The sequence below is a fragment of the Streptomyces odonnellii genome (genome assembly GCF_000981895.1).
Classification (GTDB): Bacteria; Actinomycetota; Actinomycetes; order Streptomycetales; family Streptomycetaceae; genus Streptomyces; species Streptomyces odonnellii.
In genome coordinates this window covers 1-12,183 of record NZ_LATD01000330.1, presented here as the reverse complement: position 1 = coordinate 12,183, position 12,183 = coordinate 1, and the positions used below count along the sequence as shown (strand labels likewise).

10 protein-coding genes are annotated in these 12,183 nt (G+C 71.8%); 7 read left to right on the top strand and 3 right to left on the bottom strand.

The window, feature by feature from the left end; genetic code table 11:
* Positions 1 to 2,119, top strand: a 2,119-nt coding sequence (locus tag WH07_RS27985) for a HelD family protein (RefSeq protein WP_046505827.1), incomplete at its 5' end; no start/stop codon positions are given.
* Here WH07_RS27985 and WH07_RS27980 read toward each other — a convergent pair.
* Together WH07_RS27980 and WH07_RS27975 are read right to left on the bottom strand one after the other, a co-directional pair.
* The gene (locus tag WH07_RS27980; protein ID WP_046505825.1) at positions 2,098 to 2,826 is read right to left on the bottom strand and encodes an SDR family oxidoreductase; all 729 of its coding nucleotides are present in this window, start codon (positions 2,824 to 2,826) and stop codon (positions 2,098 to 2,100) included. The genes WH07_RS27985 and WH07_RS27980 overlap by 22 nt on opposite strands.
* 133 nt (positions 2,827 to 2,959) lie before the next feature.
* On the bottom strand, positions 2,960 to 3,538 hold the full coding sequence (locus WH07_RS27975) for a TetR/AcrR family transcriptional regulator (RefSeq protein WP_046505823.1): 579 nt from the start codon (positions 3,536 to 3,538) through the stop codon (positions 2,960 to 2,962).
* Positions 3,539 to 3,621: 83 nt separating this feature from the next.
* Here WH07_RS27975 and WH07_RS27970 point away from each other — a divergent pair, with 83 nt between their 5' ends.
* Positions 3,622 to 4,503, top strand: coding sequence for an SDR family oxidoreductase (locus WH07_RS27970; protein WP_046505820.1), 882 nt, complete (start codon positions 3,622 to 3,624; stop codon positions 4,501 to 4,503).
* A 124-nt stretch (positions 4,504 to 4,627) separates the two neighbouring features.
* Positions 4,628 to 5,476, top strand: a complete 849-nt coding sequence (locus tag WH07_RS27965) for an NAD(P)H-binding protein (RefSeq protein ID WP_046505818.1) — start codon at positions 4,628 to 4,630, stop codon at positions 5,474 to 5,476.
* A gap of 114 nt (positions 5,477 to 5,590) precedes the next feature.
* Here WH07_RS27965 and WH07_RS27960 read toward each other — a convergent pair whose 3' ends face one another.
* Positions 5,591 to 6,304 (bottom strand): copper homeostasis protein CutC, encoded by a 714-nt coding sequence (locus WH07_RS27960; RefSeq protein WP_046505815.1) that lies wholly within the window; start codon positions 6,302 to 6,304, stop codon positions 5,591 to 5,593.
* A gap of 273 nt (positions 6,305 to 6,577) precedes the next feature.
* Here WH07_RS27960 and WH07_RS27955 point away from each other — a divergent pair, with 273 nt between their 5' ends.
* From WH07_RS27955 to WH07_RS27940, 4 genes are all read left to right on the top strand, one after another.
* A complete protein-coding gene (locus tag WH07_RS27955) occupies positions 6,578 to 8,923 on the top strand; it encodes a heavy metal translocating P-type ATPase (RefSeq protein ID WP_046505813.1) in 2,346 nt (781 codons plus the stop codon).
* Between the two features lie 139 nt (positions 8,924 to 9,062).
* Positions 9,063 to 9,725 carry an HD domain-containing protein gene (locus WH07_RS27950; protein ID WP_046505811.1) on the top strand — a complete coding sequence of 221 codons (663 nt, stop codon included), beginning with the start codon at positions 9,063 to 9,065 and terminating at the stop codon, positions 9,723 to 9,725.
* 85 nt (positions 9,726 to 9,810) lie between these two features.
* Complete coding sequence (locus WH07_RS27945; protein WP_046505808.1) at positions 9,811 to 10,209, top strand: Pepco domain-containing protein; 399 nt, start codon at positions 9,811 to 9,813, stop codon at positions 10,207 to 10,209.
* Positions 10,210 to 10,221: 12 nt separating this feature from the next.
* A partial coding sequence (locus tag WH07_RS27940; protein WP_046505806.1) for a caspase family protein occupies positions 10,222 to 12,183 on the top strand: 1,962 nt, incomplete at its 3' end.

Here is a 12,183-nt window from a genome sequence, read left to right as displayed (position 1 = left end):
CACCGAGCCCACTGACCCCTCCGACCCCACCGACCCCCTCGGTACCGAACGCGCCCATCTCAGCGCCTCCCGCTCCGCCCTCCGCGCCATGCGCGAGGACGTCCAGGCGCTCGACATCACCGATGTCACCGCGAACTGGGTCAACGCCGCCGTCCTGGAGGCCCAGATCGAGGAGCGCATCAAGGCCCTCGCCGATCTCTCCCACACCCCCCTCTTCTTCGGCCGCCTCGACTATCTGCACGCCGTGGGAGCGGCGCAGGCCGAAGGCGCGGACGGGGACCGGTTCTACATCGGCCGTCGCCATGTGCACGACGCCGACGGCGACCCCATGGTCATCGACTGGCGCGCCCCCGTCTCCCAGCCGTTCTACCGCGCCTCCAAGAAGGACCCGCTCGATGTCGCCCTGCGCCGCCGCTTCGGCTACACCGGCGGCGACCTCACCGCGTACGAGGACGAGCACCTCTCCGACCCCGCCGAGGCCGCGCGCACCAGCAAACTCCTCCAGGCGGAAATCGAACGCCCGCGTGTCGGCCCCATGCGGGACATCGTCGCGACGATCCAGCCCGAGCAGGACGAGATCGTACGGAGCGGCCTCGGCGGTACGGTCTGTGTCCAGGGCGGTCCCGGCACCGGCAAGACCGCGGTCGGCCTGCACCGGGTCGCGTATCTGCTGTACGCGCACCGCGAGCGGCTGGCCCGTACCGGCACGCTGGTCATCGGGCCCAACGCCTCCTTCCTCCACTACATCGAGCAAGTCCTGCCCGCACTGGGCGAGTTGGAGGTGCGGCAGTCCACGGTGGACGATCTGGTCGCCGCGGTCGCCGCGGTGGAGGTACGCGGTACGGACCCCGCGCCCGCCGCGGTCGTCAAGGGCGACGCCCGGATGGCCGAGGTCCTGCGCCGGGCCGTACGGTCCCATGTGACCCTGCCGACGGAGGGGGTCGTGGTGGTGCGCGGCTCACGGCGGTGGCGGGTCCCGGTGTACGAACTCGAAGAGATCGTCCGGGAGTTGCTGGCCCGGGACATGCGGTACGGAGCCGCCCGTGAGGCCCTTCCACAACGGGTCGCGCATGCCGTGCTCGTACAGATGGAACGGGCGGGCGAGGCGCCCGACGACCGGGTGCAGGACGCGGTGGCACGGAACCCGGCGGTGAAGGCGCTGGTCAAGGCCGTCTGGCCGCCGGTCGATCCGACGAAACTGGTGCTGCGGCTGCTCTCCGACGCGGAGTTCCTGGCGGAGCACGCGGCGGACCTGCTGACGGCCGACGAGCAGCGGACGATCCTGTGGACGAAGCCGGCGCGCGGCCTGAAGTCGGTGAAGTGGTCGGCGGCGGACGCGGTGCTGATCGACGAGACGGCCGATCTGATCGCCCGTACGCACTCGTTGGGCCATGTCGTGCTGGACGAGGCGCAGGACCTGTCCCCCATGCAGTACCGCGCGGTGGGGCGCCGCTGCTCGACGGGTTCGGCCACGGTCCTGGGCGATCTGGCCCAGGGAACCACCCCGTGGGCCACGGCGAGCTGGGCGGACGCCCTGCGCCACCTCGGCAAGGCGGACGCGGTGGTCGAGGAGCTGACGGCGGGCTTCCGTGTACCGCGCGAGGTCATCGCGTACGCGTCGAGGCTGCTCCCGCACATCTCGCCGGGCCTGGCGGAGGTCCGGTCGGTCCGCGAGTCGCCGGGCTCGCTGGAGGTACGGGCGGTGCCCGACGCGGCCGCCCTGGACCCGGCGGTCGTGGCGGCCTGCACGGAAGCCCTGGCCCATGAGGGCTCCACCGGGCTGATCGCCGCGGACTCCAGGATCCCGGCCCTGCGCGAGGCACTCACGGCGGCGGGCATGCCCTGGCTCTCCCCGGGCGAGGAAACGACCACGGCCTCCCGCCTCACCCTGGTCCCGGCCTCGCTGGCGAAGGGTCTGGAGTACGACTACGTGGTCCTGGACGACCCCGCGCTCGTCGTCTCCGGGGAACCGGACGAACGCACCGGCCTCCGCCGGCTGTACGTCGCCCTGACGCGAGCGGTCTCCGGCCTCACGATCCTCCACTCGGAGCCGCTCCCGGCGGAGCTCGCGGGCCGGCCCCCGGCCGGACGAGCGGTTCAGGAGAGCCAGTCGGCGTAACGGGTGGGGGCGAGGCGGGCGTCCTTGTCGGTGAGGACGTCGCCCTTGACGGCGGCGAACATGCCGGCGGTGGGGTCGGTGACGACCGTACGGTTGTCACCCTTGTGGGCCAGGGTGATCCGGCCCAGCTCGTCGAGGGTGAAGATCTCCGGACCGGCGATGTTGCGAATGCCTCTCAGCGGGGTGCCCGCCGCGACGTCCGCCACCGCCTCGGCCACGTCCTCGGCGGCGATCGGCTGGACCGGCGTGGCGGGCAGCCGGACGGTGTCGCCGTCGGCGGTCCAGGACAGGATCGCTTCGATGAACTCCATGAACTGTGTGGCGCGGACGATCGAGTAGGGGATCGGCCCGGCCGCGAGGATGTCCTCCTGGAGCGCCTTGGCCCGGTAGTAGTCCACTTCCGGCACTTGATCCACGCCGACGATCGACAGGATCACGAAGTGACCGACGCCGCTCTTCCGGCCCGCGGCCAGCAGATTGTCCATCGAGGTCCGGAAGAAGGCCGGGGAGGCTTCGTCGAAGGTCGGGGAGTTCGTCAGATTGACGATCACATCGGCCCCGGTCACCGCCTGGTCCAGTCCCCGGCCGCTGATGACGTCGATTCCGGTGGAGTGCCCGTGGGGTACCGCCTCATGGCCGGCGGCGTTCAGCTTTCTGACGACGTGTGACCCGATCAGCCCTGTACCGCCGATGACCGCGAACTTCATGACATGCCCTTCGATGGGAGTTCAGTGGTTTCAGCGGGATACATACCCGAATACGGCATATGTCCCGCACGCCGGAGACAGGTCCGGCGCCCGGCGGGCAAGGCAATCAGGAAGACAGAAGGCAGCAGGCCGGTCAGCCCAGCGACGCGCTCGCCGCGCGCAGGTCGTCCAGGGCCGCCATGGCGTACTCGGCGAGCTCGCCCTTGGCGGAACCGTCCCCTTCGGCCCATTCGGCGTACGCCCGCTTGAAGGCGAGGACGCCCAGCTCGCCCGCGAGAGCCGCGGTCGGACCGGGTACGCCGCGGTCGATCAGAGCGGTCGTCATCGCGGCCGCGAGGCTGACGCTCTTGAGGGCGTCACGCTCCTGAAGCTCGGCGCTGGCGGCGACGGCCGCCTTCAGGCGAGGGGCGAGCTCCCGGTTCATGGCGCCCATCGCGCTCGACGCGCGCTCAAGACCGGCGGCGACCGCTTCGAGCGGGCTGGCGTCACCGGGCGCCTCGGTGATCCCTTCGGCCAGCAGCCGGCTCAGCGTCTCCTGTCCGGCCACCAGCAGCTCGCGCTTGTCGGGGAAGTGCCGGAAGAACGTGCTCTTGGTCACCCCGGCGCGCTCGGCGATCTGCGCGACCGTCGTCGCGTCGTACCCCTGCTCGGTGAACAGGTCGACAGCAGCCACGACGAGGCGTTCGCGCGCCCCCGGTTCCCATCTCCCCATGGGTCGATCATACGCGATGGGACTCTTGTCCCATCACCTGTTAGAGTGACGGGACAAGAGTCCCGTCACTTGGGGAGAATTCCATGCGTGTTTTGATCACTGGCGGCACCGGTCTGATCGGCTCCGCCGTCGTCGCCGAACTGCTCGGCAACGGCCACACCGTCCTCGCGCTCGCCCGCTCCGACGCGTCCGCGCTGGCCGCCGAGAAGGCGGGCGCCGAACCGCTCCGGGGAGCCCTCGCCGACCTGGACGTCCTGCGCGCCGGCGTCGCCCGGGTCGACGGGGTGATCCACCTGGCGTTCGCCAACGACTTCAGCAGCCCCGACGCCCTCGCGAACGCGGTCGCCGAGGAAAGTGCCGCCCTCGCGGCCCTCGGCGAGGAACTCATCGGCAGCGACCGCCCCTTGGTCACCGCCTCGGGTACGCCCGCCGCGCCGGGCCGACCCTCCACCGAGGCCGATCCACTGCCGACCGACGGGCCGGTCGGTGGCCGCGGTCGCGCGGTCATGGCGGTCCTGGACCTGGCCTCGCGCGGGGTCCGGAGCACGGCCGTACGCCTGCCGCGTACCGTCCACAACCAGGGCACGGGCGGATTCGCCGGTCTGCTGACCGGCATCGCGCGCCAGACCGGAGTTTCCGGCTACCCGGGCGACGGCACCCAGCGCTGGCCGGCCGTGCACGCGCTCGACGCGGCAGTCCTCTTCCGGCTCGCCCTGGAACTGGCCCCGGCCGGCAGCTCCTGGCACGCCGTGGCCGACGAGGGAGACACGGTGCGTGACATCGCCACGGTCATCGGCCGACGGCTCGGCCTGCCGGTCGAGTCGGTGCCGCCGGAGACCTACGGTCCGCTCGGCCCGATCTTCGCGTACGACCAGCCCTCGTCCAGCACGCACACCCGGCAGACCCTCGGCTGGCAGCCGATCCACCCGGGCCTGCTGGAAGACCTGGAGAACATTCAGCCCTGAGCGGGGACCGGGCCCCTCACCCAGTCACTCGCTGCCGACGCCCGTGCCGGCAGCGGCACTTCACGTCCACGACCACGTCCACGTCCACGACCGACAAGGTCCACAACCAACAGGAGGTCCCGTCATGGTGACAGTCGTCTTCGGCGCCCGCGGCAACGTGGGTCGTCACGTGGCCGCCGGCCTGCTGGCCGCCGGCGAGCAGGTCAGAGCCATCAGCAGAACCCCAGCAGCGGGCTTGCCGCCCGGCCTGGAAACCGCCACCGCCGACCTGGCGCGTCCCGAGACGCTGCCCGCGGCGCTCGACGGTGCCGACAAGGCGTTCCTGTACGGAATGCTCGACCCCGAGAAGCCCTACGACATCGAGAAGGTCACCGCGGCGGCCACGGCCGCGGGGATCCGGCAGGTGGTCCTGCTCTCGTCGGTGTCGGTGCTGGACCCGGACGCCGACCACCTGGTCCCCCGCCTGAACCGTACGATCGAGCGGGCCGTCCAACGGTCCGGCATGGACTGGACGTTCCTCAGGCCGGGGACCTTCGCCGCCAACACCCGTACCTGGTGGGCCGAATCGATCCGCACCGACAACGTCGTCCGCCTTCCCTATCCGCTCGCACAGTCGGCTCCGGTACCCGAGAAGGACATCGCGGCGCTCGCGGTGACCGCGCTGACCGAACCGGGCCACTCGCACCAGGCCTACACCGTCTACGGGGCCGGGTCCCTGACCCTGCGACGCCAGGTCGAGCACATCGGCGAGGCCATCGGCCGCCGCATCCGGATCGAGCACATCTCCGACAAGCAGGCTCGCGCGGAAATCAGCAGGACATGGCCGCCGGTCATCGCCGAGGCGATCGTGAACCAGTGGGCCGCCGCCGACGGCGTCCCGGCCACGACCTCCGCGATCGTCGGAAAGATCACCGGCGCGCCGGGGCAGACCTACGCCCAGTGGGCCGCGGACCACGCCGACGACTTCCGCTGAACGAGTCGGACGTCCGCTGAACGAGTCGGACTTCCGCTGAGCTTGGCGTTCGCAGCCGGGCCGAAGGGCCGGGATCCGGGTGCCCGGATCCACGGCCCGTCCCGGCGCCCCCCCTTACCCGTCCAGCCTCGTCCGCCACTCCCGTACCGCCTCCGACGACACCGGCGCCTCCCAGCCGCCCGGCCTCGCCGCGCCGCCGATGTGGAAGCCGTCGACGCCCGCGTCGACCAGGACCTCCACATGGTCGAGACGGAGACCGCCGCCGACCAGCATGTGGGGGCCGTAGCCCGGTTCGCCGCGGCCCGCCGCGCGCGCTTCCGCGAGCAGCGTCGGCAGGCCGTCGTCCACGCCCGTGGCCGAACCGGCGGTGAGATACGTGTCGAGCCCGGGCAGATCCGCGAGCTGCTTGCGCAGCGCGTCGCGGTCGACCGCGCGGTCGATCGCCCGGTGGAAGGTCCAGCGGCAGCCGTCCAGCTCCGCGAGCAGCCGTTCCACCGTCACCAGATCGGGCATCCCGTCCTCGTCGAGGAAGCCGAGGACGAATTCGTCCGCCCCCTCCGCCCGCAGCCCGCGCGCCGCCTCCACCAGCGCGTCCGCGTCGCCGGGCGCCCCGGGCTCGGCCACCGTGAAGCCGTCGGCCAGCCGCAGCATCACCCGCAGCGGGATGTCGACCGCCGCGCGGATCTCCGCGAAGGTCTCGCGGGGCGGGGTCAGCCCGTCCGCCGCCATGTCGGTGACGAGTTCGAGGCGGTCCGCGCCTCCGCGCCGCGCGGCGACCGCGTCCGCCGCGTCGAGGGCGATCACCTCCAGGACTGCACGCTTGCTCATGGGACCTCATTCATAGGGGGTGGACTTCGGGGACGGGCAGGACAGAGCTGGGCCGGGCTATAGGTCTAGTCCAATGTCCAGCCTAAGGGGAGCCAAAACCCGCCGCACCGGCGCACCCGTACCGTGGGCCCCACCAGAGTCGGGACGCGCGGATAAAAATACCCCCGAGGGGTATATTGAAGTCATCGCCCGCCCGAGGTATACCTGAAGGGAAGGGATACCCCTGGGGGGTACGATGAAGATGTACGGGACGACACCGAGGAGCCATCAGCCATGAGCCTCGCCCAGACCACCGGCACACCCGCCGAAGTCGAGCTGCTGATCGGCGGTATGACCTGTGCCTCCTGTGCCGCCCGGATCGAGAAGAAGCTGAACCGGATGGACGGCGTCGAGGCCACCGTCAACTACGCGACCGAGAAGGCCAAGGTCGTCTACCGCGGCGGGGACGTCGCCGTACAGGACCTCATCGCGACCGTCGAGGCCACCGGTTACACCGCGCACGAGCCCGCTCCCGTACGCCCGGAGCCCTCGCCCGGCGAGCCCGGCGAGCCCCGTGACGACCGGCCGAGCGCCGAGGACCAGGCCAAGGACGCCGAGCTGCGCTCCCTGCGCGAGCGCCTGATCACCGCCGTCGTCCTCTCCGTACCCGTCATCGCGATGGCGATGATCCCCGCCCTCCAGTTCGAGTACTGGCAGTGGTTCTCCCTCACCCTCGCCGCCCCGGTCGTCGTCTACGCCGGCTACCCCTTCCACCGCGCGGCCCTCACCAACGCCCGGCACGGCGCGGCCACCATGGACACGCTGATCTCGGTCGGCACCATCGCCGCGTTCGGCTGGTCGCTGTGGGCGCTGTTCTTCGGTACGGCGGGGATGCCCGGGATGACGCATCCCTTCGAGCTGACGATCGCCCGCTCCGACGGCGCCGGGAACATCTATCTGGAAGCCGCCGCCGGGGTCACCGCCTTCATCCTGGCCGGCCGCTACTTCGAGGCCCGCGCCAAGCGCAAGGCCGGCGCGGCCCTGCGCGCGCTGCTGGAACTGGGCGCCAAGGAGGTCACCGTCCTGCGCGACGGGCGCGAGACCACCGTGCCCACCGCCGCGCTCCGGCTCGGCGACCGCTTCGTCATACGGCCCGGCGAGAAGATCGCCACCGACGGCACGGTCGTCGAGGGCTCCTCCGCCGTCGACGCCTCGATGCTCACGGGGGAATCCGTGCCGGTCGAGGTGTCCGTCGGGGACGCGGTCACCGGGGCGACCCTCAACGCGGGCGGGCGGCTCCTCGTCGAGGCGACCCGTATCGGCGCGGACACCCAGCTCGCGCGGATGGCCCGGATGGTCGAGGAGGCCCAGAACGGCAAGGCCGCCGCCCAGCGCCTCGCCGACCGGATCTCCGCCGTCTTCGTCCCGGCCGTCATCGCCCTCGCCCTGGCGACGCTCGGCTTCTGGCTCGGCAACGGCGCCGGTCCGACCGCGGCCTTCACCGCCGCCGTGGCCGTCCTGATCATCGCCTGCCCCTGCGCACTGGGCCTGGCCACACCGACGGCGCTGCTGGTCGGGACCGGGCGCGGGGCGCAGCTCGGCATCCTGATCAAGGGGCCCGAGGTGCTCGAATCCACCCGCCGGGCCGACACGGTCGTACTCGACAAGACCGGGACCGTGACCACCGGCCGGATGACACTGCTCGCCGTCCACACCGCACCCGGTACGGACGAGACCGAGGCGCTGCGGCTGGCGGGCGCGCTGGAACACGCCTCGGAACACCCCGTCGCACGCGCCGTCGCGACCGGCGCGACCGAGCGTCTGGCCGCCGCGACCGGCACGGACGGCGCTGACAGCACCAACGACACTGACAGCGCTCTTCCGGTGCCCGAGGACTTCGCCAACGTCCCCGGTCTCGGTGTCCAGGGCGTCGTCGAAGGACACGCCGTCCTCGTCGGCCGTACCCAGTTGCTCGCCGAATGGGAGATCCGTCTCCCCGACGGCCTGGAGCAGCGGAAGTCCGAGGCCGAGGCGGCGGGCCGTACCGCCATCGCGGTCGCCTGGGACGGCGAGGCACGCGCCGTCCTCGAAGTCGCCGACGCGGTCAAGGACACCAGCGCCGAAGCGGTCCGCCGGCTCCGCGCCCTCGGTCTGACCCCGGTCCTCCTCACCGGCGACAACAAGGCCGTCGCCGCCTCCGTGGCCGCCGAGGTCGGTATCGACCCGGACCAGGTCGTCGCCGAGGTCCTGCCCCAGGACAAGGTCGACGTCATCAAGAAGCTCCAGGCCGAGGGCCGCAGCGTCGCCATGGTCGGCGACGGTGTCAACGACGCCGCCGCGCTCGCCCAGGCCGACCTCGGTCTCGCCATGGGCACGGGCACCGACGCCGCGATCGAGGCGGGGGACCTCACGCTCGTACGGGGCGACCTGCGCGCCACCGCCGATGCCATCCGCCTCGCCCGCCGCACACTCACCACGATCCGCGTCAACCTCTTCTGGGCCTTCGCCTACAACGTCGCCGCGATCCCGCTCGCCGCCGCCGGACTCCTCAACCCGATGATCGCCGGGGCGGCCATGGCCTTCTCGTCGGTGTTCGTGGTCGGCAACTCGCTCCGGCTGCGCGGGTTCCGGGCGCTGTAGTCCGTAGTCCAAGGCTCGGCGGTCCAACGCGCTGGAGCCCATGACAGGAGCCCAAGGCGCTGACGCCGTTCCGGGCCGGTAGCCGTTCCGTACACCCGCCGTACGGAACGGCTGCCGGCCCTCGCCCTAAGGTCGTCCCATGCCCGCACCCGAGCCGCACCCCGCCCTCCGCGACCGCTTCGCCGCCGCCCTCGACGCCCTCCGTGACCCGGGCGACGCCTCACGCCCCGACCCGTACCCCTACGCCGACGACCTGCTCGCACGCTGGGCCGAGCCCCAGCGCAGCTACCACACCACCGCCCATCTGCTCGCCGTCCTCGACCACATCGACACCCTCGCCGAGTACGCCGAGGACCCCGATCTCGTACGCCTCGCCGCCTGGTTCCACGACGCCGTCTACCGCCCCGACCGCTCCGAGAACGAGGAGCGCTCCGCCCGTCTCGCCGAACGCGCCCTCGCCGAGGCCGGGTTGAGCGACGACCGTACGCGTGAGGTCGCCCGGCTCGTCCGTCTCACCACCACCCACGCCGCCGCCCCCGGCGACCGCGACGGAGCCGTCCTGTGCGATGCCGACCTCGCGGTCCTGGCCTCGGCCCCGGAGGCGTACGAGGCGTACCAGGCGGCGGTACGGGAGGAGTACGGCTTCGTCCCCGACGCCGATTTCCGGGCGGGCCGGGCGGCCGTACTGGAGCAACTGCTCGCGCTGCCGGGCCTGTTCCGAACCCCTTATGCCGTACGAGAATGGGAGGCCCGCGCCCGGGCCAATCTCACCGCGGAGCTGACCGGCCTCCGGGCGTCATGACATCTCGTTCGCGCACGTTCAGTCGATAGACGCCTTGCACCGCACTAGAGTTGAGTCTCCATCAGCTTCAGGGGGCGTTTTCGGTATGACGGAGCAGACGGCGGACCACCTCGCGGGCCACATCAGCCGCATCGACCACGTCGACGAGCAGACCGAGGGCGGGACTCTCCCCTTCTGGGTCGACGTGGTCGAAGACGAGGACAGCGGCGACGGCAACGCCATGGGCGGCCTCTTCCGCCACGGCTCCGACGGCGAGACCGTCCTGCGCTCCGTCCCCCTCGGCCCCCTCCGCAAGAATCTCGCGGACACCGTCGACGCCCTCCAGAAGGTCTTCGAGGAGGTCGCGAACCGTGGCGGTACGCTCCCCCTCGCCGAGGCCCAGCTCTCCTTCCAGGTCACCGCGAGCGGCGGTATCCAGCTCATCGGCAGCGGCCAGATCCAGGGCACCCGCGGTCTGACGCTGACGTTCAAGCGCCCGTCGTAGCGGTCCCCGCCCATGCCGCCGTCGCCCCGGTCGACACCCTCGCCCCGCTCCGGACCGTCGTCACGCCCGCGCCACAAGGCCCTGCTCATCGGCGCCAGTGAGTACGACGAACCGGCGATCCGGTCCCTCCCCTTCATCCGGGACGATCTCCAGAGGATGAACACCGCGCTCTCCGAACGCGGCTTCCAGCCCGTCGAGATCGCCGAGTCGCAGCGAGGCATCACCCCGAACGCCGTCAATCGCCACGTGCTGCGCTTCCTGCGCGAAGCCGGCCGCGGCGACACCCTGTTCATCCTGCTCAGCGGTCATGGCCTGCACTTCGAGGGCCGCGACTACCTCATCCCCGAGGACGCCTATTACGAGGGCGGCTCCTTCGCCGACAGTTGTATCGAGATCGGCTGGCAGAAAGAACTCGAAGACTCCCCCGCCGGCCAGGTCGTCTTCCTCATCGACGCCTGCCGCGAAGGCGCCGCGCGCAGGGCCAAGGCGGCCCCGCCCCGGATGCCCGGCTGGGAAAAGCCCAAGATCGCTGCGGCCCTGCGCCGCAAGGTCGCCTACATATACGCCTGTTCCAAGGGCCAGTACGCGTTGTACGTGGACGAGTCCGAGGCCGTCGTCCAGAGCGAGGACGCCCATGGGACCGACCTCGGCACCCAGCCCGGCGACTCCTTCAGTCTGTTCTCCCGCGCCGTCTCCGACATCGTGACCGGCGTCCAGCACACCCTGCACATCGGCGAGTTCGCCGAGGCCGTCCAGCGGCGCGTGACCGAACTGCACACGGCGTACGGCAAGAAGCCCCCGGTCCAGCAGATCAGGGTCGAAACGGACATCCCCTGGCCCGAGTTCACCGTACTGCCGGGCCCGGCCCGCGACTCCTCGGAGCACCCCTGGGTACGGAGCACCGCCACCCACCCCGTCTGGGAACGCACCACCCCGGGCAACGCCCGCGATGCCCTCAAGGAGGTCTGCGGCACCCTCGCCGCCCGGCTCGCCGACGGGTACGAGAAGGCCGCCGCGGCGCTCCGCGACGACCCCTGGCACGACAGCGAGCTGGCCAAGCGCGCCCAGGACCGTCTTGGCTTCCTCACCGACAAGCTGGCCCCCGGCACCCAGCTCTCGCCCAGCGAAGCCGCGCTGGCCGTCCTGCTGCCCCTGGTCGGCCAGGCCTTCTGGACGCACGAGGCGGCCCAGCGCGCGGGCGTGGTCACCGGCGGCCCAGCGGCCGGCGGCTCGTCCAGGGCGGGTGCTGGTGCCGGTGCCGGAGCGGGAGCCGGGCCCGGAGCAGGGACCGGAGGGGGAGCCGAGGCCGAGGAGACCACCCCCGAGCGCGACCGCTTCGCCAAGTTCGCCCAGGGCTTCCCCCGCCTCCAGCGCCGTCTCCGTACCCTCGAACAGCGCGGGGTCTCCGACGGTTCGGTGGAGCGCATCCGCTGGTGGCTGTTCCACCGCTGGCTGATCCGCCAGCCCGAGCTGTACGCGTCCCAGACCCTCAAGACCCTGCTCGGCCCGCCTCCGGGCGACCCCGAGTGCCCGGCCTGGGCCGCCGACGTACTGTCCGGGGAGCGCTTCATGCGCTTCCTCCAGGAGCTGCGTGCGGCGCCGTTCGCCGTGCCCCGCCGTACCCCTCGCGCCGGCGACCACGACGAGTCCGACCACGATCTCGTCGCCGCCATGACCAGGGACGAGCACGAACTGCGCGAACCCCTCGTCGCCTCCCTCGCCAAGACCGCGCAGGCCTTCGCCGTCGACCCGCTGGACCTGCCCGAGATCCTCGTCGAGCACATCGGGATCTCCGACAGCGTCAAGCTGACCGACCTGCTGACCACGATCCGCGGCTCGAACTGGCCCAACTCCGGCCTCGGCCGCTCCCTCAAGGCACTCTGCGAGCACCCCGCCGTACAGATCGCTCTCCGTGAGCACGCCCAGCGCGTCGACGCCCTGCTCCGCGACATCAACCGCTCCCCGGCCCCCGCC

Excerpts from the sequence above, each read along its gene's own strand:
- WH07_RS27980 (WP_046505825.1), bottom strand. The coding sequence starts at position 2,826 with ATGAAGTTCGCGGTCATCGGCGGTACAGGGCTGATCGGGTCACACGTC.
- WH07_RS27975 (WP_046505823.1), bottom strand. The coding sequence starts at position 3,538 with ATGGGGAGATGGGAACCGGGGGCGCGCGAACGCCTCGTCGTGGCTGCT.
- WH07_RS27970 (WP_046505820.1), top strand. The coding sequence starts at position 3,622 with ATGCGTGTTTTGATCACTGGCGGCACCGGTCTGATCGGCTCCGCCGTC.
- WH07_RS27965 (WP_046505818.1), top strand. The coding sequence starts at position 4,628 with ATGGTGACAGTCGTCTTCGGCGCCCGCGGCAACGTGGGTCGTCACGTG.
- WH07_RS27960 (WP_046505815.1), bottom strand. The coding sequence starts at position 6,304 with ATGAGCAAGCGTGCAGTCCTGGAGGTGATCGCCCTCGACGCGGCGGAC.
- WH07_RS27955 (WP_046505813.1), top strand. The coding sequence starts at position 6,578 with ATGAGCCTCGCCCAGACCACCGGCACACCCGCCGAAGTCGAGCTGCTG.
- WH07_RS27950 (WP_046505811.1), top strand. The coding sequence starts at position 9,063 with ATGCCCGCACCCGAGCCGCACCCCGCCCTCCGCGACCGCTTCGCCGCC.
- WH07_RS27945 (WP_046505808.1), top strand. The coding sequence starts at position 9,811 with ATGACGGAGCAGACGGCGGACCACCTCGCGGGCCACATCAGCCGCATC.